The 25,516-nt window shown below is 69.5% G+C and carries 19 protein-coding genes and 1 riboswitch; of the genes, 13 read left to right on the forward strand and 6 right to left on the reverse strand.

Features of this window, described 5'->3' with window-relative positions:
- Positions 1-34 precede the first annotated feature (34 nt).
- The 6 genes from VMF51_RS02130 to VMF51_RS02155 all read left to right on the forward strand — a co-directional run bounded on the left by VMF51_RS02130 (position 35) and on the right by VMF51_RS02155 (position 5,315).
- Positions 35-937 (forward strand): universal stress protein, encoded by a 903-nt coding sequence (locus tag VMF51_RS02130; RefSeq protein WP_325472733.1) that lies wholly within the window; start codon positions 35-37, stop codon positions 935-937.
- Positions 938-1,119: 182 nt separating this feature from the next.
- Entirely contained in the window at positions 1,120-2,022 is a 903-nt protein-coding gene (locus tag VMF51_RS02135; RefSeq protein ID WP_325472734.1) for a universal stress protein, read from the forward strand.
- Positions 2,023-2,184: 162 nt separating this feature from the next.
- The gene (locus tag VMF51_RS02140) at positions 2,185-2,874 is read left to right on the forward strand and encodes a GyrI-like domain-containing protein (protein WP_325472735.1); all 690 of its coding nucleotides are present in this window, start codon (positions 2,185-2,187) and stop codon (positions 2,872-2,874) included.
- Positions 2,828-3,412: a hypothetical protein gene (locus tag VMF51_RS02145; RefSeq protein WP_325472736.1), complete on the forward strand. Its 585-nt coding sequence runs from the start codon at positions 2,828-2,830 to the stop codon at positions 3,410-3,412. Before VMF51_RS02140 ends, VMF51_RS02145 begins: the two co-directional genes overlap by 47 nt.
- A complete protein-coding gene (locus VMF51_RS02150) occupies positions 3,394-4,389 on the forward strand; it encodes a universal stress protein (protein WP_325472737.1) in 996 nt (331 codons plus the stop codon). Before VMF51_RS02145 ends, VMF51_RS02150 begins: the two co-directional genes overlap by 19 nt.
- Positions 4,390-4,472: 83 nt before the next feature.
- Positions 4,473-5,315: a universal stress protein gene (locus VMF51_RS02155; RefSeq protein WP_325472738.1), complete on the forward strand. Its 843-nt coding sequence runs from the start codon at positions 4,473-4,475 to the stop codon at positions 5,313-5,315.
- A gap of 45 nt (positions 5,316-5,360) precedes the next feature.
- On the opposite strand, the gene adhP is transcribed toward VMF51_RS02155, so the two are convergent.
- Positions 5,361-6,377, reverse strand: a complete 1,017-nt coding sequence (gene adhP, locus VMF51_RS02160) for an alcohol dehydrogenase AdhP (RefSeq protein WP_325472739.1) — start codon at positions 6,375-6,377, stop codon at positions 5,361-5,363.
- Between the two features lie 784 nt (positions 6,378-7,161).
- Positions 7,162-7,422 (reverse strand): alcohol dehydrogenase catalytic domain-containing protein, encoded by a 261-nt coding sequence (locus VMF51_RS02165; protein WP_325472999.1) that lies wholly within the window; start codon positions 7,420-7,422, stop codon positions 7,162-7,164.
- Positions 7,423-7,933: 511 nt separating this feature from the next.
- On the opposite strand from VMF51_RS02165, the gene VMF51_RS02170 reads away from it, so the two are divergent.
- Positions 7,934-9,484 carry an MFS transporter gene (locus VMF51_RS02170; protein WP_325472740.1) on the forward strand — a complete coding sequence of 517 codons (1,551 nt, stop codon included), beginning with the start codon at positions 7,934-7,936 and terminating at the stop codon, positions 9,482-9,484.
- 180 nt (positions 9,485-9,664) lie between these two features.
- On the opposite strand, the gene VMF51_RS02175 is transcribed toward VMF51_RS02170, so the two are convergent.
- Positions 9,665-10,204 carry a TetR/AcrR family transcriptional regulator gene (locus tag VMF51_RS02175; RefSeq protein ID WP_325472741.1) on the reverse strand — a complete coding sequence of 180 codons (540 nt, stop codon included), beginning with the start codon at positions 10,202-10,204 and terminating at the stop codon, positions 9,665-9,667.
- A 71-nt stretch (positions 10,205-10,275) separates the two neighbouring features.
- On the opposite strand from VMF51_RS02175, the gene VMF51_RS02180 reads away from it, so the two are divergent.
- The 4 genes from VMF51_RS02180 (at position 10,276) to VMF51_RS02195 (ending at position 13,021) form a co-directional block, all read left to right on the forward strand.
- Positions 10,276-11,319, forward strand: a complete 1,044-nt coding sequence (locus VMF51_RS02180) for an aldo/keto reductase (protein WP_325472742.1) — start codon at positions 10,276-10,278, stop codon at positions 11,317-11,319.
- A gap of 15 nt (positions 11,320-11,334) precedes the next feature.
- Positions 11,335-11,691 (forward strand): VOC family protein, encoded by a 357-nt coding sequence (locus tag VMF51_RS02185; RefSeq protein WP_325472743.1) that lies wholly within the window; start codon positions 11,335-11,337, stop codon positions 11,689-11,691.
- A 161-nt stretch (positions 11,692-11,852) separates the two neighbouring features.
- Positions 11,853-12,374 (forward strand): helix-turn-helix domain-containing protein, encoded by a 522-nt coding sequence (locus tag VMF51_RS02190; RefSeq protein WP_325472744.1) that lies wholly within the window; start codon positions 11,853-11,855, stop codon positions 12,372-12,374.
- On the forward strand, positions 12,374-13,021 hold the full coding sequence (locus VMF51_RS02195; RefSeq protein WP_325472745.1) for a nucleotidyl transferase AbiEii/AbiGii toxin family protein: 648 nt from the start codon (positions 12,374-12,376) through the stop codon (positions 13,019-13,021). The genes VMF51_RS02190 and VMF51_RS02195 overlap by 1 nt, the downstream gene beginning before the upstream one ends.
- A 304-nt stretch (positions 13,022-13,325) precedes the next feature.
- Here VMF51_RS02195 and VMF51_RS02200 read toward each other — a convergent pair whose 3' ends face one another.
- The 3 genes from VMF51_RS02200 to VMF51_RS02210 form a co-directional block, all read right to left on the reverse strand.
- Entirely contained in the window at positions 13,326-15,521 is a 2,196-nt protein-coding gene (locus VMF51_RS02200) for a DUF5979 domain-containing protein (protein WP_325472746.1), read from the reverse strand.
- A 652-nt stretch (positions 15,522-16,173) separates the two neighbouring features.
- A complete protein-coding gene (locus tag VMF51_RS02205; RefSeq protein ID WP_325472747.1) occupies positions 16,174-17,862 on the reverse strand; it encodes a ribonucleotide reductase N-terminal alpha domain-containing protein in 1,689 nt (562 codons plus the stop codon).
- On the reverse strand, positions 17,862-18,860 hold the full coding sequence (locus VMF51_RS02210) for a ribonucleotide-diphosphate reductase subunit beta (RefSeq protein ID WP_325472748.1): 999 nt from the start codon (positions 18,858-18,860) through the stop codon (positions 17,862-17,864). Before VMF51_RS02210 ends, VMF51_RS02205 begins: the two co-directional genes overlap by 1 nt.
- Before the next feature lie 173 nt (positions 18,861-19,033).
- A riboswitch (cobalamin riboswitch) is annotated at positions 19,034-19,267 on the reverse strand.
- Positions 19,268-19,379: 112 nt separating this feature from the next.
- On the opposite strand from VMF51_RS02210, the gene VMF51_RS02215 reads away from it, so the two are divergent.
- Together VMF51_RS02215 and VMF51_RS02220 are read left to right on the forward strand one after the other, a co-directional pair.
- Positions 19,380-20,312, forward strand: a complete 933-nt coding sequence (locus tag VMF51_RS02215; protein WP_325472749.1) for a thermonuclease family protein — start codon at positions 19,380-19,382, stop codon at positions 20,310-20,312.
- 188 nt (positions 20,313-20,500) lie between these two features.
- On the forward strand, positions 20,501-25,504 hold the full coding sequence (locus tag VMF51_RS02220) for a beta strand repeat-containing protein (protein ID WP_325472750.1): 5,004 nt from the start codon (positions 20,501-20,503) through the stop codon (positions 25,502-25,504).
- Positions 25,505-25,516 lie beyond the last annotated feature (12 nt).

The following is a 25,516-nucleotide window of genomic DNA, read 5'->3' on the forward strand; positions in this document are numbered from 1 at the left end:
TCCCAGCAGATGGTCGTCCCAGGAGGTGGGTGACGTGCCGAACCCAGACCATCGCAAGATCCTGCTCCCCGTGGCGACCGGCCACTCGTTCGAGGGAGCCACGCGGTACGCCGCAGACCAAGCCACGCTGCTGGGGTGCGGCATCCATGTCGTGACCGTGCTGCACCCGCTCCACCGGAGCGAGCCCGGCGTCGAAGAGCTCGTCCTCGTCGAAGGAGAGCTCCGCAAGGCGGGCACGGAGATCCTGACGCAGGTCTGTCATGACCTTCGGGGGCTGCTGGCCGGCCAGGACCTCCCTGTCTCGACCGAGCTCCGGCACGGCCCGCTGACCTCCGAGCTGGTCGAGCTCAGTGCTGACGCCCGCTTGGTCGTGATGCAGCGCAGGCATCACGGACGGCTGGCTCGGATCGTCACCATGTCCACGACCAACGGCCTCGCGGCACGATCACTCGCGCCCGTCGTCTCGGTACCTGCGACCTGGGACCTGGTCGAACCGCAGCGAGGCCCGGTGCTCGTCGGCATCGAGGACCCGCACGACCCGGGCGTCGGAGAAGAGGCGGTACGCCTGGGACTGGAGATGGCGCGACGTACCGGTACCTCCGTGGAGCTCGTCCACGGCTGGTCGTTCACCGAGGCCTACGACGATCTGGTGTTCGCGAACGGCGGAGCGGGCGCAGAGTCCCGCGATCGACGGACCCGCCTGATGAAGACCTTCGCCGGCCTCCTGGCGGAGTACGACGACGTGGACGTGGAAGCCGTGGTGGAGCACGCCCGGGCGGCGCAGCTGCTCGTGAGCTCGGCAGGGAAGGCGTCGTGCCTCGTCGTCGGACGACATCACCCGTCGTACCCCGGGGGATCGCACGTCGGCCCGATCACGCGTGCCGTGCTCCGGGAGGCGCCGTGCCCCGTGTTGGTCGCGCCCGTCCGGCCGACCTGAGGTGCCGCCGGCGTGTCAGGTCGGTCCCAGGGGATGCGCGGGACCGCGGCGAGGCGCAGACTGGATCAGGGCCGGGGGACCGGCGGGCCGGGATGGGCCGCTGCCCATCCCGGCCCTGCACGGGGTGGCGCCGCCCGGGACGTACTCGTGGTGAGGGCCGCGCAGTCGAAAGGACGGTGGCGATGACGGACATCGACCGATCCGCGGCCGGGACCGACGATGTAGTCGTCGGGGTCGACGGATCCGCAGCCAGCGTCACGGCACTGAGGTACGCCGCTGCCGCAGCGGCTCGCTTCGGCGGCCGTCTGCGGGTCCTGCACGTGCTGCCTGAGTACGTCGAATTCGGGTATCCGATCGCCGTCGCGGAGGTCACCGGGCCCGGCGATGCCGTCCTCCGAACGGTGCTGGAGGAGGCGGGGCCGATCGACGAGAGCATCACGGTGACCACCGCGATGCGCCGTGGCCCGATCGGCGCCGCGCTCGTCTCGTACGCGCGGGCCGCTCGGCTCTTGGTGGTGGGTGCCGACCGGCGGAACGTGGCGGCGCGCATCCTGACGGGCAACGTCTCCACCAATGTCGCGGCCAGCTCGGCAGCACCGGTGGTCGTGGTCCCCGAGAGCTGGCGAGGCACCGACCGACACGGGGTCGTGCTCGCCGGGGTGAAGGGACGAGCCCATGCCGACGCGGTCATCGCTGCTGCGTTCGACGTCGCGCAGGAGCAGGAGGCACGACTCGTGATCCTCCATGCGTGGAAGCTGCCGTCCGGGTACGACGACGTCATCGTCGGCCGCGTCGCCGACGAAGCGTGGGACGAACGCGCGCGGAGTGAGCTCGGGGCGCTCGTGGCCGCTGGCTCCGCCACCCGACCCGGGATCGAGGTCACCCTCCACGTGGTGCACGACCAAGCCGCCCACGCGCTCGTCGAAGCGTCCTCGAAGGCCGATGAGGTCATCCTCGTGCGCCGCGCCCACGGCATCCCGGCCGCGACCCACCTCGGCGCCACCGCGCGTGCCGTCCTGCGCGAGTCTGTTGCACCCGTCCGCATCGTCCCACCGGGCGCCGGCAGCGCGCTCCCGACCTCGTGACCGATCACCGATGCGTCGGCCCGGGGTGAACCAGGGGGCCTGGACGGAGGTCGAAGGTCCCCGCTCGGTGATGCCTTGTGGCTCTGCACCCACCACGTTCGACAGTCCAGAGTGAGGAATACCGCGGCGACCGGTGGATTCCCGACGACGGAGGTGGGCGACATGACTCAGTCCGCGCAGAGTGTCACGCCGACCTTGATCGAGCTGGCGCCACAGGTCACCGCGGTCGTCCGGGCTCGCGTGTCCCGTGACGGCCTAACGTCATACGTAGAGCGGGCACTCGCCACCATGGCTGACGACCTGGGCGGCTACGGACGGAAGATCGTCGGGCTGCCGTTCGGCCGGTACGTCCCCACCGGCGACGGGTTCGACGTCGAGGTCGGCTTCCCGATCGACGCACCCCTGAGTCTCACCGCCCGGTACGCCCGGGGGCGGCTGCCGGGGGGACTCGCGGCCGCGTTCCTGGTCGTCGGCGGCTACGACGAGATGGCTGAGGCCCGCAGCGCAGTTCGCCGGTGGTTGGCGACCCGGCACCTCGAGGAGAACGGGCGCTCGTGGGAGTGCTACCTGCACTTGGGTCGTGGAGCATCGTCGTCGCACTCCGTCGTCTACGTCCCGTGCCGCCCGCAGGAACACTCGGCGCCCGCCGCGGGACCTACCTCCCACGAGCAGGTCGTCGTCGAGCCTGAGCCGCGGGGGTCACATGGCCCCGGCAGGTCGGGCCTTTGGTTGCTGCCGCTCGAACGCGATGACGTGTGGACTGAAGCCGATGACCATGGACCGCTAGCGAGAGGAGACGAGTCCCATGACCACCATCCCTCACCGAGGAGCACCGGGACCAACGGCGGCTGACGCCGTCCCGGAGCGCATCCTGACACGCGCGGCAGTACGCGCCCTCGCCGTCCTGCGGATCGCCTTCGGCCTGACCTTCCTCTGGGCGTTCTTCGACAAGCTGCTGGCACTCGGTTACCACACGGGCTACGACCAGCAGGGGAACCTTGACCGCTTCGGCGACGCCGCATGGATCAACGGCGGCAGCCCGACGGAGGGGTTCCTCCGCTACGGCTCCGACGGACCCTTCGAGGACTTCTACCACTCGATCGCCGGCGACGCCTGGGCCGACTGGCTGTTCATGCTGGGACTGCTGGGGATCGGACTCGCCCTGACCCTGGGAGTCGGGATGCGCATCGCCGGCGTGGCCGGCGCGGTCCTCTACGTCCTCATGTGGTCGGTCTTCCTGCCTCCCTACAACAATCCGGTCCTGGATGAGCACCTCCTCGGCGCCATCAGCATGGTCGTCCTCATGCTGACCTACTCCGGTGACACCTGGGGCTTCGGCCGCTGGTGGTCCGGCACCACGTGGGTACGACAATGGCCGGCCCTGCGGTAGGGGGTGCCGCCACGGAGCCATCGACCGGTCGGCTCGGCCTACGCGAAGAATCCACGCGATCGGCTGGTGTCGTCGCCGCCATCGGCGAGTGGCCGCGAGACGCCGTCATCGTCCGCCACGCCGTCCAGGAGTCGATGTGCCGCAGTGTCTCGACGACGTTGCTGCACGTCGACGACCCTGAGCACAGCAATGCCCGTCGGGCGGCCCAGGACGACCACGCGTTCGACCACTCGCCCCTGCGGAAGGCCTACAACCTGGCGCTCTCGCTCCATCCGGAGACCAGGGTGCTGACCACGATGGAGCAGGGGCCGGTGGTGACGACGCTCGTCCGTGCCTCGCGGTCGGCGGATCTCGTCCTGCTGGGCAGTGAGGACTCGGCCCCGACGAAGATGGTGAGAGGGGCCGTCACCGCCAACGTGGCGGCACGAGCCTGGAGCGCGGTCGAGGTGGTCCCGGTCCCCGGACCGAAGGTCGAGCGGTCGCGGCCGAGAACCCGGGTTCTCGTGGTGATCACGGACGTGGCGCAACTTCCCGAGCTGGCCGAGATCGCCATCTCCGCGGCCGCTTGCTGCGATGCCCGACTCGTGTTCTGGGAGACGTGCAGTGACAGGTCCGGTGTGCCCGCGCCGATGGGGGAGGCCGGGGAGGAGAGCCTCACCCGACAGCTGGAGTCGGCACTCGGACCGTGGCTCAGCAACCACCCAGATCTGCGATGCGATGTCGTCGTCATCCCCGGCCCCACCGCCCACGAGGTCCTGAGCAGTCTTCAACCGAGCGACCTGGTCGTCACCACGCGCGGGAAGGGGCCGGCCTTCTGGGGGCGCCCCCACGGCCTGACCCGTGCACTCGTCGAACGAGCCTGCTGCCCCGTGATCGTGGTGCCCTCCCGACCGCTCTGGGAGTTCCGCCAGACCCGGAACGCCGACGGCGCTCGAGCAGGCCGGCACCGCGTCGCGTCGGGCGGTCGAGTCGGATGACGGCGTGTGACGGGCACGGCCCGAACGACCGGCCGTCCCACCTGACAGGAGGGGAGAGCGCCGCCCACTCGGCCGTCCGTCCCGTGACCGTCGCCGTCGACGACAGCCCGTTCGGCGCCGGAGCGCTCCACTTCGCGGCGTCGCGGGCGACGAGATGCGCAGCACCAGTCCGTCTCGTGTACGTCACCCCGCAGGCAGCCACCCCGCCGGGCGCCCGACTCCATCGCGAGTCGCTGCTGGCGGCCCTGGCCGAAGTGTCGGCCTCGGCACAGTTGCTCGTCGTCGGCCAGGGATCGGGAGGCGGGGCACGACGCGTGCTCGACGACTCTCTCATCGCGGCGTTGCCGGCAAGAGCCCGCTGCACCGTGGCGATCGTGCCTAATCGCTGGGGTGTCCCTGCGGACCCGGGACCGGTCGTCGTGGGCGTCAGCGACCTGGGTCGCTGCGCGGACGCTCTGAGCCGAGCCTTCGACGAGGCGGACCATCTTCGGGTGCCGATCCGCCTGCTGCACACCCGAGACCCGGAGCACGATCCGGCGGCGCGAACTCGTCTACGGGCCGGGGACTGGGTGAGGACGACGTACTCGGCCTTGACACGCATGGTCGCGCCGTTGCGGGCCTGCCATCCGCACGTCAGCGTCGAGCTGGCCGTCGTCGACGCCGGATCGGCCGAGGCACTGGTGGCGGCGAGTCGCCTCGCGTCGGTGCTGATCATCGGACCGTCGAGTGGCGACCTGGGCGCCACGGCGCGGGCCGTCCTGGCGGGCTCTCGGTGTCCGGTCGAGTTCATCCCGTCGCGCGTCCGGGTCGGTCTGCCCGCCCGTCATGCCCTCCCTCCGGACGTCACGGCACGCCGACCCATCGGGCACATGGGACCGAGGTGCGACGTGGGCCGGGTGCATAGCGCTGGTACGTCCTGCCGATGACGTCACGGCGACGCCAACGGAGGCGTCGGGAAGGAATCGGCGACGTCAGATCTCGAAGACGATCCGGGCCGGCGTTCGCCCGGCCAGGACGTCGCCGATGGCGTCGTTGACCTCGTCCAGTTTGCGGGTCTCCGCGATCACCCGGGTACGACCGCGTGCATGGAGCTCGAACACCTCGGCGAGGTCCTGCCTGGTTCCCACGATCGAGCCGATCACCGAGATCCCCTTCAAGACGGTGGGAAAGATCGGGAGAGCCATCGGTCCGTCGGACTCCGGGGGGAGACCGACGCAGACCAGCCGGCCACCGCGGCGGAGCGCCGCGAAGGCGGTCTCGAAGACGTGGGGCACGACGGCCAGGACGATGGCAACGTCTGCGCCGCCGAGCGCTTCGACGGCCTGCAACGGGTCGACCTTCCCGGCGTTGATGACGTGGTCCGCTCCGAGATCGCTCGCCATCTCGAGCTTCGAGTCCTCGACGTCCACGGCGATTACCGTGCCCCCGACGATCTTGGCGTACTGCACGGCCAGGTGGCCCAAGCCGCCGATGCCGAAGACGGCCACTCGCTCGGTCGGGCGGATCCCGGCCACCTTGACCGCCTTGTACGTCGTCAGGCCCGCGCACGTCAGCGGTGCGGCGTCCACGGGACTGACGCCGGCCGGAACCGGGACGGCGTACGTCGCGTCGGCCACGGCGTACTCCGCGAAGCCTCCGTCGATGGAGTAGCCCGTGTTCTGTTGCTCGCCGCAGAGTGTCTCCCAGCCGCGCACGCAGTACTCGCAGTGGCCACAGGCGCGGCCGAGCCACGGCAGGGCGACGCGATCGCCGACGAGGCGATGGTTGACCCCGGCTCCGACGGCCTCGACCACGCCGACACCCTCATGGCCCGGAACGAAGGGTGGGGTGGGCTTGACGGGCCAGTCACCGTGGGCCGCATGGATGTCGGTGTGGCACAGTCCGCTCGCCTCGATGCGCACCAGCAACTGTCCTGTCCCCGGTTCGGGGACAGGACGATCCTGGATCTGCAGCGGCTCGGCGAAGCTGGTGACGACGGCTGCCTTCATGACTGCGCTCCCTCGTTCGGTTGAACCTCCAATCTGCCGACAAGGAGGTGGTGTCGGCAGGGTCGCGAGTCGTTCGCCGAGCGGGACTTTCGGCCCCGAGGCGACGGGGGCGGACTGATCCTCAGGTCGCGGTCCGAGGGCATCCGGTACGCCGATGGGGGTCTTTCGCCTCTAATCACCCCGACCCTCGGCGAGCTTCGATGTGGTCAGGAACACCGGACGCTTGCAGGAGCAAGGCGTCGTCCGGGCGCCCGGGAGACGTCTCGGGACGTCTCTTCCGACGCAGGGTGCACCGACCGTCCCCGTCACGCACCGGGACGCCGCGGTCGAGTGTGGCGCGGAGGAAGGGACGACTGTGGCCCCCACGGAACCACCGCGGGGGCCACTGGTCGTTCTGGCCGCGCTCTAGAGAGTCCGACGCTGGTGGGGTTGTCGCCAGTCGTGTTGGCGCGATGTCGGTGACCGACGCAGAGACGGGTGCACGTAACCCGGGGTTGGCTGGCGAACCACTGCCCGGTTGGACGGTGACGCCCCGACCCCTGGGTAGGGATCGGGACGCAGCCGTCACCAGTGGCGAGTGACCATCACCCGTGGCGAGTGTCGGCAGGCGCCTAGTACCCGCTTGCCCGCATCGCGCGCAGACTCGAGCGTCATGCGCTAGGTGGTCGATGTCATTGCGTCAATGTCCCGTCCACCCCCTCTCCCTCGGGCCGACGACTTCACCAGTCCATCCGGCGCCAGGGGCGCGGCGGACTACCGCGCCTGAGCTCGACCTGCCAGCACGTCATCGACGGCGTCGTTGACCACGATGGGTGACGCCGCCCCCGAGCGCCTCGACAATGCCGACGCCCTCGTGGCCGGGAACGAACGGCGGGGTCGGTTTGACCGGCCAGTCTCCGTGCGCGGCGTGGATGTCGGTATGGCAGAGGTGGCTGGCCTCAATGTGCACCAACACCTGGCCCGTCCAGCACCTCGCTGACAAGCGCCCTCCTGTTCCCGTGGGCCAACGAGACCGCGGGACTCTTGGCAGGCCCGAGCCACTCACCGGCAGACTGCCCGCAATGGGTGACGCGGCGGCGGCCTGATCCTGCAACGGTGCAGTGAGACAGATGCCTCAGCCAGGCGGTGCCCATGACAAGTCTGACGTTCGCGGTCCATGTTGTCGGCCAGCGAGTGACGTCGTACTCGACGTGCTGCGCGCCGAGGCGGGCGGACGCCAGGGCCGCCTACGTGCCTCTCGCTGCATGGACCCGCCGAAGAGGCGATGACCGACCCGGCGCCACAAGAGCGGCTGGAAGATGCGCTCACTCTCGATCGGACGGGCGCCTCGCCGCGCGGCCGATGCTGCGGATTGACCTACGAGGCGGCGCCCCGCCCTGCAGGACTGGGCCGGTCGCCTCAGCGTCGGCGCAGGGGGCGCGCCGAGGTCACCTAGGGCGAGGCGACGTCCGAAGGAGCCGAACGCATCGTGAAGGTGAGCAACCGTGACCATGGGCGATTCACAGGAGACACAGTCCGGCGCAGCACCCAGGACGAACTGGTTGCCACTGGTCGCCTTGGCTATCGCCCAGTTCGTCATGGTGCTGGACCAGTCGGCGATGAATGTCTCGATCAGTGCACTGGTCGCCGACTTCGACACGACCGTGACCACGATCCAGGCGGTGATCACGCTGTACTGCCTGGTGATGGCGATGTTCATGCTCACCGGCGGCAAGATCGGCGACATCATCGGCCGGCGAAGGACGTTCGTCATCGGCCTGGTCGTCTACGCCTGCGGATCGGCGATGACCGCGCTGGCGCCGTCCGTGGCGCTCCTGACCCTGGGCTGGTCGATCCTGGAAGGGCTCGGCGCCGCGCTCGTCCTGCCGGCGATGGTGGCGCTCATCGCGGGCAACTTCGAAGGCGCCTCGCGCAAGGTGGCGTACGCCGTGATCGGCGGGGTCGCCGGGGCAGGCATCGCCGTCGGACCGATCTTGGGCGGTTGGGCGACGACGGAGTACTCGTGGCGGATCATCTTCGCCGGCGAGGTGGCGTTGGTGGCCGTGATCCTGGTCATGACCCCGAAGGTCGTCGACGCCGTGTCGACCGGCCCGGCACCGAGGCTCGACATCGGAGGCACCCTGCTCTCGGCCTCGGGACTGGGCCTCATCGTGCTCGGAGTCCTCCAGTCGAGCACCTGGGGCTGGGTCAGGCCCAAGGACAACTCCCCGGTCGACCCGTTCGGGTTCTCGCCGACCGTCTTCGTCATCGGAACCGGGGCGCTCCTGCTGTGGGCGTTCACGAGGTGGCAGAACCGCCGCGAGAGCAGTCGACGCGACCCGTTGGTGCACCTGGCACTGCTGAAGATCGCTCCGCTGCGCTCCGGCCTGTTCGGCCTGTTCAGCCAGAACCTGATCCTGATGGGCGTCTTCTTCACGATTCCGCTGTACCTGCAGCTGGTGATCGGACTCGATGCCCTGGAGACCGGCCTCAAGATGCTCCCCGTCTCCATCACCATGTTCCTCGCCTCGGCCGCCGGGTCACGGCTGTCGAGCCGCTACCCGATCCGCTCGATCGTCCGGGCCGGACTGGCGACCAGCTTGATCGCAGCCGTCATGCTCCTGGCCACCATCGAGCCGGAGCTGGACAACTCGAGCTTCGCCTGGTCGATGGCGGTCCTCGGCGTGGGGATGGGGTTGATCGCCTCGCAACTCGGCAACGTCGTGCAGTCCTCGGTCGACGCCTCGGGCCGTGGCGAAGCCGGGGGACTGCAGTTCACCGGCCAGCAGCTGGGCTCATCGTTGGGTGTCGCCCTGCTCGGGGCGATCGTGCTGTCGAGCCTCACCACCCAGTTCGTCAACAACATCTCCGCCGACGAGCGGGTCAGCAGTGCAGTCTCCGAACAGGTCGGTGTGGCTGTCGGGTCCGGCATCGATTTCGTCTCCGCCGACCAGATCGGCGCCGCTGCACAGGAGGCAGGCCTGGACGAGCCGACCACCGAGGCGCTCGTCGACGATTACGAGTCCGCACAGCTCCTGGCGCTCAAGTCCGGACTTCTTGCCGCGGCATTCCTCGCCCTGTTCTCCTTGGCCTCCACCAGGGACCTGCCCCGCGAGGTGCATCAGTAGAAGCAGGCCCGGAGATTGTGCGGCGGGATGCAGCAACGCCCTACCTGGGCGTCGGGCGTGGGGGAGTGCACACCTATCGGGCTGTTCGCTTCCCATCCCCGATGCTCGGCGGTGGACAAGGACGGTAGGCCGGTTCGTTGGAAGTGCTGGGACAGCAGGAGCTGCTTGTGGCGGGTCGACCTACTGCTCCAGGATCGCCATGAGTCCCGTGGTGAAAGGTGAGGGGTCGAGGTCGCCTCGAACGGCGAGCTGCTGGCTGTAGCCCACACAGACCGCGACGAAGGCCTCGGCGATCCGCGCGGCATCATCGTCCGTGCGCTCGTCCAGCAGGCTGGCTACGGCGGATCGTAGGCCGGCTAGCTGCCGCTCGACGATGGCCGCGAGCGGGGGCGTGAGTGCGGCCTCGGCGTATACCTGGGCGACCAGCCGAGCGTGGTCGTGCTTGCGGGCTCTGGTTCGGATGCGTTCCAGCATGGCCTGGACGGACTCGAACGTCAGCTCGGTCGGGAACACGTCGCCGGACGACTCCTCGCAGATGGCGGTAACGATCTCGTCCTTGCTCGAGAAGTAGCGGTAGATCGCCCCGGTCGAGAGCCCTGACGCGGTCACCAAATCGGACATGGACGTTCGAGCGAACCCGTGGCTGGCGAAGCGGGCGCGCGCGGCGTCCACGATCTGCTGCCGTCGCGCGTCGAGGTGCTCCTGGGTGACCTTCGGCATAAAATAGAACGACCCTTCGTTTTAAATGTACCGTCGTGACTCTACCCGTCACGGATCGTCAGGAGCTCCTCATGCGCTATCAGACCTTCGGAACGCGTACCGGCCTCCGGGTCTCCGAGTACGTCCTCGGCACCGCCAACTTCGGCTTCGCAGGCTCCAGTGCCCGACTGGAGGGATCACGCCAAATCTTCGAGGCGTACGTCGCGGCCGGTGGCACCACATTCGACGTCTCGAACATCTACCAGGGCGGCGAGGCCGAGACCGTCCTCGGCGGACTGCTCGGCCCGCAGCGCGATGACTTCGTAGTGATCACCAAGTACAGCGGGACCCGGGACGCCGACCCTCGGCCGGGCACGACCGGCAACAGCCGCAAGACCATGATCTGGTCCCTGGAGCAGAGCCTGCGCCGGCTCGGCACCGACTACGTCGACGTGTTCATGCCGCACTTCCCCGACGGCACCACCCCCGTCGCCGAGATCCTGGCCGGCTTCGACGACCTGATCCGTGCCGGCAAGATCCTGCACGGCGGCCTGTCGAACTTTCCGGCCTGGCGCGTGGCCAGCGCCGCCACCCGGGCCGACCTGCGCGGCCTCGCACCTGTGGTCGGCATCCAGACCGAGTACAGCCTGGTCGAGCGGTCCGCCGAGCGGGAACTGCTGCCCATGGCCCAGGCGCACGGGCTGGGAGTGCTGCTTTACTCGCCACTCGCCGGTGGCCTGCTGACCGGCAAGTACCGCCACGGCGAGCAGGGCCGACTCAGCGCACGGAGAACGGACGTCGAGGGCGACGCCCGACGAACCGCGGTGCTCGACGCCGTCTTGGCTGTCGCCGAGGACCTCGGTACCAGCCCAGTTCAGGTGTCCCTGGCCTGGCTGCGCCGCCGCGCCACCCTGGCGTCCACTCCGATGATTCCGATCGTCGGCCCCCGGACCCCGGAGCATCTCGAGGCCTACCTCCGGTCCCTCGACCTGGACCTGGGCGAGGAGCAGTACCAGCGCCTCGATGAGGTCAGTGCGGTCCGCCTCGGCGCCCCGCACGAAGACGTGGCCGCCGCTCTCGACCACGGCTTCGACGGCGACCGCAGCCTCCTCGACACCCACGCCCACGCCATCTAAGACACCAGGAGAATCATGCCGGTCGCCCGCATCGCCTCGATCAACCTCGAGTGCTCCGACCCCGCCGCCCTGGCCGGCTTCTGGGCCTCCCTCCTGGGCGGCGAGGTCGTCGTCGAGACACCCGACTTCTGTGCCATCAGAGTCGACTCGCTCTTCCTCGGCGCCGTCCGCGTCGAGGGCTACCAGCCGCCCACCTGGCCGTCCGCCGAACGCTCGCAGCAGCTCCACCTCGACCTCTCCGTCGCGAGCCTCGACGACGCTGAGAAGGATGCGTTGCGTCTCGGCGCGTCCAAGGAGGTCGAGCAGCCGAGCCCGGACCAATCCCGGGTTCTCCGCGATCCAGCCGGCCACCCGTTCTGCCTGCGGGTATAGCCCAACCCGGCGAACTGGGCCATCGACTGTAGAAGAGTCGAACTTGGACCCGCGCCAACAAGCGGCCGGTTCCCAGCGCAGAATTTGAGGCACCATGTCGGCGCCGAGGGAGGGGCAGCGGCGGGTTGGCCGGTAGGTATCTGATCGAATACCTTGGTGGCATGGATGCCGCGACGATTCTCCAGCAGGCCCGTCGAGCGGCGGGCTTGTCGCAGGCCGCCCTCGCGGCGGCCGCCGGGACGTCGCGTCCGACGTTGTCGGCTTACGAGCATGGGCGCAAGTCGCCGACGCTACAGACGGCGGCACGGATCGTGGCGGCGGCGGGCTTCGAGCTGACCGTGACACCGCGGATCGAGTTTCGTGAGGTGGCAGTGGACCGCGGACGTCCGATCCTCGTGCCGACGGTCTTGCCGAGGTTGCCGGTGGAGCGTGCGCTCGCGGTGGTGGAGTTGCCGCTGCACCTGAACTGGTCCGATCGCGGTCGGCGTTTCGACCTGCGCAATCGTCGGCAGCGGGCGCGGGTGTACGAGATCGTCCTGCGCGAGGGTGGGTCGGACGACGTTGCGTCGTACATCGACGGGGTGTTGCTGGTAGACCTGTGGGATGAGCTCGTGCTGCCGCGGGCGATTCGCTCAGCCTGGCAGGGCGTGGTCACCGGGGCGTCCGGGTCGCGGGTGGCCTGATGGAGCGCTCGGGAGGGCTGTCGGCGCTGCAGGTCGCGGTGGCAGCGATCTTCTTCGGGCTCGAGGAGGCAGCCGGCTTCCTCGTGGCGGGCGGTGCTGCGCTCGTGGCGTCGGACCTGATCGCGCGCCCGACCGAGGACATCGACTTGTTCGCAGCGGCGCCGACGACATCGGTCTCGGCTGCTTCGCGGGCACTGCAAGCCGCGCTGGGGGAGCAGGGCCACGAGGTGCTCGTCGTCCAGGAGGCGCCGACGTTCTGTCGGCTGGTCGTCTCCCGGGAGGGGGAGGAGACGTTGGTGGACCTGGCCGTGGACTCGCCACCCCACGAACGACCGACAATGACGGTGCTCGGACCCACCATGGCGCCCCTCGAACTGGCGGGGCGCAAGCTGCTGGCGCTCTTCGGTCGCGCCGAGGCGCGCGACTTCGCCGACGTCTACGTCCTGGCCGACCGCTTCGGCAGGCAGGCACTCATCGAGGAGGCGCAGACCCTGGATGCCGGGTTCGACCTGGAGGTGCTCGCCCAGATGATCGGCACGCTCGGCAGGTTCGACGACGACGAGATCCCGCTCGACCAACACCGGCGGCCGCTCGCCAGGACGTTCTTCGCCGAGTGGTCCGACGAGCTCCGCCAGCGACAGGCGTAGCTTCAGAATGCGTCCATTTAGTGTCCACAAACGATCGTGATCTCTCCGATCCAGTCGGATACACTCGCAGAGCGGGTGAACGTCAGACCCGCTCTAAATAAGGAAGATCCGTTCTTCACCGTGCTTTTCGGTAGTCGCTGATAACCCCCCAAGTTCCTCCAAGGGGTCGCAGGTTCAAATCCTGTCAGCCCGACCGAGAAGCAGCAGTTCAGAGGCCGGTCTCCGTTCACGGAGACCGGCCTTGATCGCTCAAGTCACCTGGGCGGTCACCCTGGTGAGTGCGGCAGCGCCGGCGGGGGTGTCGTCATCGACGTACCCGCGTGGCCGTGACCACGAGGTAGCGCGTGTAGTGGAAGCGTCCGTTGGGGTAGACGACCCGGTCGGTGCAGCTGATCAGCACCAGCCGGTGCTTGCCGGTCGTGGCGAAGTGGCGCTGGGGCAGGCGGCGCTCGCGGTCGTAGGTCTGGGTGTCGACGACCTTGAAGCGGTAGCGCGCTCCGCCTCTGGTGACGGAGAGGATCTGCCCGACGCGAGCGCGGTTCAGGCGATGGAGTGCGCCAGGGTTGTCGTGCCAGTCCGAGACGTGCCCACCGATGACAGCCGTGCCGATCTTGTCGCCCGGCGCGGCTGATCTCCGCAACCAGCCGACCTCACCCACGTCGCTGGGGAGGGTCATCCTGCCGTGCCGGATGCCTTCCTCGCGGACCTGCGCGTCCAGGCCGATCGCGGGCATCGTGACGTTGACCGTGGCGCGGCGCTCTCGCTCGAGCGATCCGAGCACCCCCGAGAACCCGCCGCTGATGATCGGTGCGAGGTAGGGCTGCTTGGCGACCACGACGGTCTCGCTGGCCTGGCCGCAGGGATGGGTCGCCGCGTGGTTGGCGGCGTTGGCGCGCAGCGTGACGCGCCACGTGTACACGCCCGGTGCATGGACCTCGACCGAGGGGGTCCGGCTCCAGCCGTTGCGGACCCGCATCGTCACGCGACGCGCCTGCGAGGCGCGGTCGCAGGTCGCGGCTGCTCTGGAGCGGAACGGCCCATAGAGCCGTGCGACGGCGGTGGTGCCGCCGGGACCTCGGAGCCCGCGGACGCGGATCCGGTCATGGAACGCCCGGCCCGGCGTCACGCGGCGGTCCGAGACGATGCTGCGCAGGCGCGGCGTACCGAGGGGCGCGGCGGTGTCGGCCAGGTCATAGGAGTTGGTGGCCCGTACCTGCGCCACCTGGTTCTCGGCGACGGTGACCGAGGCGGGGGTGATCGCGGTCGAGGTGAGGTCCACGGCGCCGTTGGCGCCGTCGGTGGTCTCGGTGACGTTGCAGACGGAGCCGGCGCGTAGCCCGGCCAGAGTGAGCACGTGGTCGCCCGGAGGGCTGCCGGCGGGCAGGGTCAGGGTGGTTGCGATGCCCGGTGCGGGCGCAGGGTCGCAGGCGACCGAGAGCGTGACGACGCCCTGGCGCCCGGCGCCCGGCCCGGCGATGGTCTTCGTCAGCTGGATCTCACCAGCCGGGTACGGCGTGATGTAGGCGCCGGCACGGATCGGGAGGCTCGCGTTCTGGGCGAGGACGAGCTTCTGCGCCGCCGTACGGGTCGGGTCGCTTCGTGGGTCGAACAGGTAGACCGTTCCGTGCGGGACCGTCGCGATGGCGGTGACCCGGAACCCGAGAACAGGGAGGGGCGAGCTCACATGTCGTGCCCAGAGCCGGGTCCCGGGTGGAATCGGGTCGGTGACCGTCACGGGCTGCGTTCCTGCCGGGTCGAAGAAGACATCGGTCCCCGGAGTGAGGTCGATGCGACCGGTGACGTTGCCGCCGACGGTGAACGGCCCCACGAGCTCTCCGGTGGCGGGCGCTTCGAGGGTGTCCGGTGTCACGGTGAGGGTCGGAGCGTCCGGCTCGGGGATGCCGCTGTTCGCCAAGGCATCCGCGACCACCGCGGTCGTGGCGTTGCGGACCACCGCATTCGTGGCTGTCGCCAGGACGAAGCCGTCGCTGAAGTACCAGATCGCCGTCTGCACCGCTGCGACCTGCTGGGTCGTCGTGAGCCCACTGATCGGGTTGCTGGTGTCGAACGGGAAGTAGTTGGTCAGGATGTAGTTGATGTAGGCGATGTTCGGGACGTTCGCCTCATCCCACGCGCCGCTGCGATACCCCACCCCATTGCTGGTCTCGGTGCTGAAGTCGATGCAGTAGGCCTGGCCGGACGTCCCGGTGGCGGTGTCGACGATGGTGATCAGCTGCGGGGACACCGTCTCGACCGACGCACCGGTTGCCGGATAGGGGCCGGGCGGGTTGCCGACGGGGCCGAGCGCACCGGAGACCGTCGAGACGTTCGTCCCGCCGCTGATCACCACATCGGTCAGGATGTCTCCCGGCCCGCCGGGTCCGGGTCCCGGGATGTAGATCGCCCCCGCAGGGCCGATCAGCGATGCCAGCAGCACCATCGCGAGCACGATGCCACCGCTGACGCGACTGGCACGCCGGCCCGAGTCACCCTTGCGCATACCGCCTCCCCGAGTACACGGATGCCTTCACGGTCGGACGCGGGCGATGAGACGACTTCCCCCGAAGCAGGTGATGTTTGGCTCGCTGTGGGTCGTTGGACAATCGCGCCGATATCGCTGCTTCAGTTCTGGTGGCGTTCTCTCTGCATGTCCTGGGCTCGCCTGCTGGCGGCAGACATCGGCCACTCCGGCGAAGTGCCCAAGACGCGGGAATCGCGGCGCGATGCCGGGCTGACGGACGACGAGATAACGGCAGCCGGGTTCGCTCGAAGCGCGTTCTTGAACCTGAGACGCACGCTCCACTCGTCACTGTCGCTAGCGATGAGAGACAGATAGTGCGTCCTCCTCGTCTCGGGGCCTTTCGGGAGGAAGACTCGGTCCACGGTGGCCTGAGCGCCAGCAGGTCATTGACCGTCTGATTCTTCGCGGCTACACGGTGGTGACGGCAGGAGCCCCGTGGCGTTGTGGCCACGGGGCTCCCGTGCGGGCTGGTAGCGAGCTAGCCCTCGCAGGCTGCGCAGTCGGGGCCGTTCTCGATGGCGCAGACGTCTGCGGGACTCCAGTCGTCCCAGGTGAGGTTGTCGATGTCGGCGGTGATGGTGGACTCGTGCACTGTCGTTTCTCCTTGCCGTGATGTGGACGTGACGATCCGCTACTTCTGCTTGCTTGCCTGGATGCCGGCGCGCGAGCGGAGGTAGTAGAGGCTCTTGATGTTCGGATCGAGCAGAGCCTTCTTGTGGATCTTGCTGATGTACTGCGGGGAAGCATCTGCGGGGAAGAACAGGTTCAACGACTGCGACTGGTCGATGAAGACCTGTCGGTCCGCCGCTCGGTCGAGCAGGATCTCCTGGTCGATCTCGTAGCCGGTCTTGAAGACGTCCTTCTCGTGGTCGTCGAGCCAGGCGACATGCTGCACCGAGCCGCCGTGGTCGACGATGTCGTCGATGTGGGCCTGGTCGTAGACGCCGCGCTCCTTCATGAGCTCGACGAGATTCTGGTTGGCGCGGGGCATCTCGCCGGCCGAGGTGGTCTGGTTCCACACGTTCGCGACGTACGGCTCGATGCCCTGGCTCGTACCGCCGACGATTACGGCCGTGCTCATCGTGGGAGCGATCGCCATCAGGTGGGAGTTGCGGCGTCCGACGCACCACTCCGGAGTCCCGGCCTGCTCCGCCATCCAGCGGGAGGCTGCGTCGGCGCGGGTGGAGATGTGCTCGAAGATGTCCTTGTTGAGCGCGGCGGCCTTGTCGGACTCGAACGGCACCCGCTGCTTCTGCAGGTAATCGTGGTAGCCCATGACGCCGAGCCCGAGGCTGCGGGCCTTCTCGGTGTAGCGGACGGTGCGTTCGAGACCGCGGATCGAGCGGGCCTTCCGGAGGAACGCCTCGGCGACCGAGTCGAGGAAGACCGTGGCGACGTAGGGGACGTCCTGGTCCTTCCAGTCGTCGTAGGTCGACAGGTTCAGCGAGGACAGCACGCAGGTGTAGGAGTGCTCCTCGTCGCTGAACAGCGTGATCTCGGAGCACAGGTTGGATGCCTTGTTCCGCAGGCCGTTGGCCCGGTACGACTCGGTCTGGGCCTCGTTGACCGTGTCCACCTTCCAGATGTAGCCCTTGCCCAGGACGACGCGGATCTTCAGCACTCGTTGGTAGCGCTCGAGGGCGTCCTTGTCGCCCGCGAGCATCCGGTCGATGAAGGCCTGGGTGAAGATCCAGCCGACGTTCTTGTTGGCAGGTTCGCGGTAGATCAGGTCGGCGAGCTCGAAGAAGTCCGGGTGATCCACCGGGAGGTAACCGGCCCACGAGCCGCGGCGGGTGGCGCCCTGGCTGATCTGGTTGGTCATCTCGACGAAGTTGCCGAAGACCGGGACGACGCCGTTGGCCTTGCCGTTGTCGGAGAACCGCGAGCCCCGCGGGCGGATGTCGCCGAGGTAGGCGGAGGTGCCGAAGCCGTTCTGGGACAGGATCGCGGCTTCCTTCAGCGTCTCGTAGAAGCCCCAGACCGAGTCCTCGACGTAGGACCCTTCGCAGGAGACCGGGAGACCGCGATCGGTGCCGAGGTTGGCCAGGACCGGGGTGGACGGCGACAGCCAGCCGTTCCAGATGGCGTCGAAGAAGTGGGCGGACCATCCGACCCCGTCCTCGCGGGGGTACATCTCGTCGGCCAGCACTCCAGCGGTGGAGGCGATGGTCGCGTAGCGCTCGCGGACGCTCTGCTCGGCGACGGTGTACTTCGCCTTGAACATCGCGTAGCCGGCGGTGGTCATGAAGCCCGGGACGGTGCCCTCGGCCTGGAGGGTCTTGCGCTCGGCGGAGAGTGCCTCCCAGTTGCTGTTCGTCATCAGAACTCGAACTCCGTCTCGCCGATGGTGCGGTTGTACTCGTTGCCGGTGACCTGGAAGAAGTCGTGGAACTGGGTGCCGTTGATGCCGCTGTAGAACCACTCGGCGATCGGGTTGTCACCGACCTCGAAGAGGGGCTCGATCCCCATGTTGTCGAGCGTCATGTCGACCCGGGACTTCACGAACGTCTCGAGGTCGCCCTGCGCGATGCCCGGGATCGGCCCGTCGGCGAACAGCAACTCCACGATGCGTTCCTCGTGGGTATAGACGTACTCGGCCACCGCCCGGACCCGCGCGAACAGGTCGTCGCGCTCGGCCTCGTACTTGTCCGCGGGAACGGTCGCCCGGTACTCCTCCAAGGAGGTGTTGAACAACCACGCGCCGCCGGTCGCGTGCAGGTTCTCGTCGCGTGCGGAGAAGTTGATCCCGCTGATGACGTTCTGCAGCAGGTTCTTCCCCCCGGACTGGAAGTGCTTGAGGAAGGCGAAGCTGGAGTAGAGGACGCAGTTCTCCATGAGCGTGAACACGCTCAGCGCGTACAGCAGGTCGTCCTCGGCGATGGCGTCCCACACGAACTGGATGCGCTCGGCCAGCACGGGGTCGTTCTTGTAGGAGTCGTAGAACTCCTCGGTGTCGATCATCAGCGCCTGGTTGAGCTTGGCGTAGAACGGCGCGTGCATGTTGAGCTCGGCGAACGAGAACGCGTTGGTCATCATCTGGATCTCGGGGCGGGGGAAGGCATGGAAGAGGCGGTCGCCCCAGACCTCGCCGCCGAGGATCAGCTCGTAGATCGTGAACAGCTTCAAGGTGGTCTTCACCGCCGACTGCTCGGCGGTGGTCATGTTGACGAGGAAGTCCTGCTTGTCGTTCTCGACCGGGATCTCCTCGGCGGTCCAGAAGATGCTGCGCTGCTTCTTCGCCAGGTCCTCGGCCATCGGGTAGTCGAAGACGTAGGCGGACTTCTCTGTTCGGATCGGCAGACCCGTGGTGTCGATCATGGCGTCAGTCCTTCGTCTGCGGGCCGACCCGGCCCGTCCGTTCGGAGGTGTCGATCTGGGAAGCGGACGCTTCCGCGGACGAGGAACGGTGAGGACGCTGACGCTGCCTGGACCTGTGTGCGGTCGGCAGAGCACCTGATCCCCTGACCTTCCCTCGAGGTCGCGGAACCCACCCGTCAAGGTGAGCACTGGCAGGTCTTCGGACTCGTGGGCGGTGGAGCGCTGCTCCGGTCCTACTGTCCGTCGCTTCCCAGGACCTTGATCGGTGGTCCCAGTGCTTCCTGTCGATCCAGGAGACGGAGGTCGTTCCCACTTACCGCTGCGGGGCAGTCCCGGAATCTCACCGGGTTCCCTCTTGCGACGACGACCCTGGATGAGCCGCCGAACCAGTTGCAGGTACCACTATATACGGGAATGACGTGGATGTAACTACCCAGATGTAGTGCTCGATCAGGGGGCGGCGCAGCGCGGCACAGCCCGGTAGAGGTGCCGTCGTCGGGATCGGGCACCATGCGCACCGTGTCTGCTGCTCGTCGCCTGGTCCCCGTTCTGACAGTCGCCCTGCTCTTGAGTGGCTGCTCCACCGCGGACGGTGACGGCGGTCGAGGGGAATTCGACGCCACCGTCCTGGATGTCGTGGCGGCCGACACGCTCGTGCTGGACGTCGATGGCGAAGAGAGAACCGTACGGCTCGGTGGGGTCGTCGTCCCCACCGGAGACGAGTGTCTTGCTCAGGACGCACAGGAGGCGACCGAGGCCCGCGCCGGAGGCCAACGTATGACGTTCGCCGTCGTGGGCCGCGACGACAGCCACGGGGACGTCGTCGCCGTCGACTGGATGTACGAGAAGGACCTCGCGACCGACCTCGTCGCCGAGGGCCTCGCGGTTCCCGACGCCGAAGATTCGGACATCCCGCCCGAGATGCTCGCGGCGCGGAACGACGCGATGGAGCGTGGGCGGGGACTGTTCGAGGACTCTGAGGACTGCACGTTCGCGGCCATGTACGCCAAGGCTGCGGAAGAACTGGCAGAGGCAACCGATCACGGCGAACCCACCACGTCCGAGGGAGCCGGGTATCTTCTCGCCGCTCTCGTCGCGGCCGTCCAGACCGCGAGGGCGACCGAGAGGTTCGCTCAGCAGGCGCACCAGGACCTCCGGCTGCTGGCGTACTCCTCGCAGACGCTGTCCGCGATGATGAGTCGCCTCGCGACGAGCACCAGATCGGCCGTCACCGAGTCACGCCGAATGCGCGAGCTGAAGGGCAAGATGCGCCGCAAGGAGCGGGCGGAGCGCGTCCGACTGCGAGAGGAGGCTGCGGAGTTCTGGAGTGGGTACCACTCGTCGCGCTCCGGCCCTTCGTCCAGCTCGTCGTCCGGCTCGAGTGGCTCGGGGGGCGGGTACAACGGACCGCGATGCTACGAACCGGGCGGCAAGGTCTGGCATCCGTGCTGATGCGCGCCAACGCTCAGTTGTGACGTTTCGGACCTCCGTGACGTCGCAGCGCCTGGGTCCGAGCCCGGATGGGCGGGCGTCCCGTTCACAGATTTCGCCAAGGTGCCGCAGGCGAAGGCCGATAACACCAGCGTTCGGATGCCCTCTTTAACTCCGTCGCTCGTTCCCGACCACCAGGAGTCACCTTGATGTCTCGCGCCCTCGTCATCGTGCGCGTCCACGTGCTGGCCGTCCTCGGCCTCACGCTGGTCGTCACCGGTCTGCAGTTCGCCGCCGCTCCCGCGCCGGCGCTCGCCGCCGACGAGGGGACGCACCTGGTCATCAACGAGGTCTCGGGCGGCAACGGCACGGGCGTCGCTGCCACCGACGAGTACGTCGAGCTCTACAACCCCACGTCGGAGCGGATCGAGTTCACCGGCCGGATCTTGTACAAGTCGGCCACGGGCACCCAGTTCAGCGGGCAGGGGCCGATCACGACCTTCGTGGTCGAGCCGCACGGCTACTGGCTCGCCGCCGGTCAGAACTACAGCGGCACCGCGCCGCGCGACTCCTCCTACAGCTTCGACATCTCGGCCTCCACGACGGCCGGCGGCCACGTCCTCCTCACCGGCACGACCGGGACGGTGACCGATCCGTACCTCGACCCGCTGAAGGTCGACCTGGTCGCGTGGGGCACCGGCAACAAGCCCGAGACGGCGGCCGCGCCGTACCACCCGGCGGCCGGTGGATCGCTGCGCCGCACCAACGGCATCGACACCGACAACAACAGCCTCGACTTCGTGGTGGGCACCCGCTCGCCCCGCGGGTCCAGCACCAACGGCGCGATCACCCTGACCGAGCCGGGCGCGAAGTCGTTCCCGGTCGACACCGCCATCGCGCCCTTCACGCTGACCGCCGCGGGCGGCCTGGCGCCGTACACCTACGCGGTCAGCTCCGGCTCGCTCCCGGACGGCCTCACGCTCGGGGCGTCGAGCGGCCAGATCAGCGGTACGCCGACCGTCGCGCGGGCCGCCGAGGACGTCACCGTCCGCGCCACCGACGGCAACGGCGACCCGGTCTACTCGACCTTCTCGGTCGAGGTCACCGGCGGGGCCAGCCCGCTCACGCTCGTCGACGTGTCGGCGCTCGGCTTCACCGTCGGGTCGCCGATCACCCCGTTTGCCCTGACGGCGAGCGGCGGCGTGGCGCCGTACACCTTCTCGGTCACCGGCGGGCAACTGCCGGGAGGCGTGTCGCTCAGCCCGAGCGGTCTGATCAGCGGCACGCCGTCCGCCGCGCGTGCCGCCGCCGACGTCACCGTGACAGTGATCGACTCCGCGGCCGACAGCGACTCGACGACGTTCTCGGTCCAGGCCGCCCGCGGCACCCTGACCACGGCGATCCCCACCATCGACGACACCACGCCGGCGGTCGGCGACGTGCTGACCGCCTCGGCCGGTGCCTGGGGCCCGGCGCCGGTGCAGCTGGCCTACCAGTGGCTGGCCGACGGCACCGTGATCGACGGTGCGACCGACGCGACCCTCACCGTCACCCCTGACCTGGTCGATGCGGTCCTCGCGGTCCGGGTCACCGGCAGCCGGGCGGAGTACCAGACCACGTCGGTCGACTCGGCGGACACGGCCGCCGTCGTCGCGAGCCCGGTCGCCTTCACGACGGCGCCGTCCATCGGTGGCACCCTCGCCGTCGGGCAGACCCTGACCGCCGACCCCGGCACCACGGTGCCGGTCGCCGAGGAGCTCTCCTACCAGTGGCGCCGTGACGGCGCACCGATCGACGGCGCGACCGCCGCGACGTACGTCCTCGTCGCCGACGACCTCGACGCCGACATCTCGGTCACCGTGACTGCCTCCAACGCGGAGTACGCCGACGGGAGCGAGATCTCGCCCGCTCGCGGCCCCGTGGTCGCCGGGACCTTCCTCACCGGCCCCACGGCCGCCATCGTCGGCACGCCGGCCGTGGGCGCCACGCTGACTGCCACGACCGGGACGACCAGTCCCGCGGCGACGTCGTTCGGCTATGCGTGGGCGGCCGATGGCGACGCGGTCGGCACCAACGCCGCCTCGCTGGCCGTGACCCCGGGCATGGTGGGCAAGTCGATCACCGTCACGGTGACCGCGCAGCGTGACGGGCATGTCGACGCGACCGACGAGTCCGACCCGACCGCCGAGGTCGCGCGCGGCACGTTCTCCACCGGCCCGGCCGCGTCGATCACCGGCACCGCCCGGGTCGGTGAGACGCTGACCGCCGTGACCGGGAATACCAGTCCCGCGGCGACCTCGTACGGCTACGCCTGGCGAGCCGACGGTGACGCGGTCGGCGGCGACACCTCCACCCTGGACGTCACTTCGGCGATGGTCGGCAAGACCATCACCGTGACCGTCACCGCCGAGCGTGACGGCTACGTCGACGCCAGCGACGAGTCCGACCCCACGGCTGAGGTCGCGCGCGGCACGTTCAGCACCGGGCCGGTCGCGTCGATCACCGGTACCGCCCGGGTCGGTGAGACCCTGACCGCTGCGACCGGGACGACCAGTCCTGCGGCGACGTCGTTCAGCTACGCCTGGGCCGCTGACGGAGACGCCGTCGGCACCGACGCCGCCACCCTCGCCGTCACTCCGGCGATGGTCGGCAAGGCGATCACCGTGACCGTGACCGCGCAGCGTGACGGGTACGTCGACGCGATCGACGAGTCGGACCCGACTGCCGAGGTCGCGCGCGGCACGTTCTCCACCGGCCCGACCGCGTCGATCACCGGCACCGCCCGCGTCGGCGAGACCCTGACGGCCGCTACCGGGACGACCGTTCCGGCAGCGAACTCCTTCGGCTACGCGTGGGAGGCCGACGGCGAGGCCGTCGGCGGCGACACCTCCACGCTGGCCGTCACGCCGGCGATGGTCGGCAAGACGGTGACGGTCACCGTGACCGCCGTGCGTGACGGGTACGTCGACGCGACCGACGAGTCCGACCCGACCGCTGAGGTCGCGCGCGGCACGTTCTCCACCGGCCCGGTCGCGTCGATCACGGGTACCGCCCGGGTGGGCGAGACGCTGACGGCGGCTACTGGGACGACCAGTCCCGCGGCGACGTCGTTCGGCTACGCGTGGGAGGCCGATGGCGACGCGGTCGGCACCAACGCCGCCACGCTGGCTGTCACGCCGGCGATGGTGGGCAAGTCGGTGACCGTGACCGTGACAGCGCAGCGTGACGGGTACGTCGACGCCTCCGACGAGTCGGACGCCACTGCCGAGGTCGCGCGCGGCACGTTCGGCACGGGTCCGACCGCGTCGATCACCGGAACCCCGGTCGTGGGCGCCACGCTGACTGCGAGCACGGGCATCACCAGCCCCGCGGCCACGTCGTTCGGCTACGCGTGGGAGGCCGACGGAGCGACCGTCGGCACCAACGCCGGCATGTTGGCCGTCACGCCGGCGATGGTGGGCAAGACGATCACCGTGACCGTGACCGCGCAGCGTGACGGGTACGTCGACGCCGCCGACGAGTCGGACGCCACTGCCGAGGTCGCGCGCGCGGCGTTCGTCACCGGTCCCACCGCGGGCATCACCGGCACCCCGGTCGTGGGCGCCACGCTGACCGCGACCACGGGGACCACCAGCCCCACGGCCACGTCGTACGACTTCGCCTGGAAGGCGGGCGAGGACCCCGTCGGCACCAACGCCGACACCCTCGTCGTGACCCCCGGCATGGTCGGCAGGACCGTGACCGTGACCGTGACCGCCGTGCGTGACGGGTACGTCGACGCCGCCGACGAGTCGGCCCCGACCGCCGAGGTCGACCGCGCGACGTTCTCCACCGGCCCGGCCGCGTCGATCACCGGCACCGCGCGGGTCGGCGAGACCCTCACGGCCACCACCGGAGCCACCGACCCGGTGGCGACGTCCTTCGGCTACGCCTGGCGGGCCGACGGCGACCCGGTCGGCACCGACACCGACACTCTCGTCGTGACCCCCGGCATGGTCGGGAAGACCATCACCGTCACCGTGACCGCCGAGCTCGACGGCTACGTCGACGCCTCCGACGAGTCCGATCCCACCGACGAGGTCGCCCGCGCCGTGTTCGTCACCGGACCCACCCCAGGCATCACCGGGACCCCGGTCGTGGGCGCCACGCTGACCGCGACCACAGGGACGACCAGCCCGGCGGCGACGTCGTTCGGCTACGCCTGGCAGGCCGGCGGCGACCCGGTCGGCGACGGCACCGACAGCCTCACCGTGACCCCGGCGATGGTCGGCAGGACGGTCACCGTCACCGTGACCGCCCGGCGAGACGGATACGTCGACGTCACCGACGAGTCGGACCCCACCGCACCGGTCGAGCGCGCCACCTTCGCGACCGAGCCGGTCGCGAGCATCGTCGGCACCGCCCGCGTCGGTCAGGTCCTGACCGCGTCGGCGGGCACGCCCGACCCGGCGCCGGACTCGCTCAGCTACCGCTGGTACGCCGGCGACGCCGTCATCGCCGGCGCCGTCGGGCAGCGACTGACCCTCACCGCGGCTCAGGTCGGCCGGCGGGTGAGCGTCGAGGTGACCGCGTCCAGGGCTGGCTTCGTCGATGCGGTCGCGCGGTCGGGGGCCACGGTCGCCGTGGCCTCGTACGCGGCACCCCGGCTGAGCCTGCGCGTGAGCGTTCCGCGGTCGGCGGGGAAGGTCCCGGACGGCACGCCCACCGTCCTGTCCGGGACGCGGTTCACCGTCGTCTGGAGCGCCAGCGGTCACGGCGACGATCTCGACCTGCGCGGCACCGGTGTGATGGGTGAGCTTCTCCGGAAGCGGTTCGGGAAGTCGCCCGTCCCGGCGCGCGGACGGATCGCGGTCCGGCTCACCCGCTTCGGGCTGCACCGCTTCCGGCTGCACGCCACCGGCGCCTCCGGCACCACCCGGACGACTGCGGCGGTCACGGTCGTCCGCCCGCCGGCCCGGCTGAAGGTCCAGGCGCCGAGGAACGCCGAGCCGGGCGCTCGGATCCGCGTCAGGGTCCAAGGGTTGGGGCGCGGCGAGCAGTTCATGATCCGCCTGACCGGCTCGCCCACGATCACCGGACGAGCCACGCGCGACGGGGTCGTCGTCCGCCGGCTCGTCGTGCCCGCACGAGCGTCCCGTCGGGACCGTCTTCGGATCGTCGCCTTCGGCCGGACCGACAGCAGGAAGGGGAGCGCGGTCGTCGTGGTCCGGTGACCTCACTCTCGC

The sequence above is a fragment of the Nocardioides sp. genome, assembly GCF_035503875.1.
Taxonomy (GTDB): Bacteria; Actinomycetota; Actinomycetes; order Propionibacteriales; family Nocardioidaceae; genus Nocardioides.

Excerpts from the sequence above, each read along its gene's own strand:
- VMF51_RS02135 (WP_325472734.1), top strand. The coding sequence starts at position 1,120 with ATGACGGACATCGACCGATCCGCGGCCGGGACCGACGATGTAGTCGTC.
- VMF51_RS02140 (WP_325472735.1), top strand. The coding sequence starts at position 2,185 with ATGACTCAGTCCGCGCAGAGTGTCACGCCGACCTTGATCGAGCTGGCG.
- VMF51_RS02145 (WP_325472736.1), top strand. The coding sequence starts at position 2,828 with ATGACCACCATCCCTCACCGAGGAGCACCGGGACCAACGGCGGCTGAC.
- VMF51_RS02150 (WP_325472737.1), top strand. The coding sequence starts at position 3,394 with ATGGCCGGCCCTGCGGTAGGGGGTGCCGCCACGGAGCCATCGACCGGT.
- adhP (WP_325472739.1), bottom strand. The coding sequence starts at position 6,377 with ATGAAGGCAGCCGTCGTCACCAGCTTCGCCGAGCCGCTGCAGATCCAG.
- VMF51_RS02175 (WP_325472741.1), bottom strand. The coding sequence starts at position 10,204 with ATGCCGAAGGTCACCCAGGAGCACCTCGACGCGCGACGGCAGCAGATC.
- VMF51_RS02180 (WP_325472742.1), top strand. The coding sequence starts at position 10,276 with ATGCGCTATCAGACCTTCGGAACGCGTACCGGCCTCCGGGTCTCCGAG.
- VMF51_RS02185 (WP_325472743.1), top strand. The coding sequence starts at position 11,335 with ATGCCGGTCGCCCGCATCGCCTCGATCAACCTCGAGTGCTCCGACCCC.
- VMF51_RS02190 (WP_325472744.1), top strand. The coding sequence starts at position 11,853 with ATGGATGCCGCGACGATTCTCCAGCAGGCCCGTCGAGCGGCGGGCTTG.
- VMF51_RS02195 (WP_325472745.1), top strand. The coding sequence starts at position 12,374 with ATGGAGCGCTCGGGAGGGCTGTCGGCGCTGCAGGTCGCGGTGGCAGCG.
- VMF51_RS02200 (WP_325472746.1), bottom strand. The coding sequence starts at position 15,521 with ATGCGCAAGGGTGACTCGGGCCGGCGTGCCAGTCGCGTCAGCGGTGGC.
- VMF51_RS02205 (WP_325472747.1), bottom strand. The coding sequence starts at position 17,862 with ATGACGAACAGCAACTGGGAGGCACTCTCCGCCGAGCGCAAGACCCTC.
- VMF51_RS02210 (WP_325472748.1), bottom strand. The coding sequence starts at position 18,860 with ATGATCGACACCACGGGTCTGCCGATCCGAACAGAGAAGTCCGCCTAC.
- VMF51_RS02220 (WP_325472750.1), top strand. The coding sequence starts at position 20,501 with ATGTCTCGCGCCCTCGTCATCGTGCGCGTCCACGTGCTGGCCGTCCTC.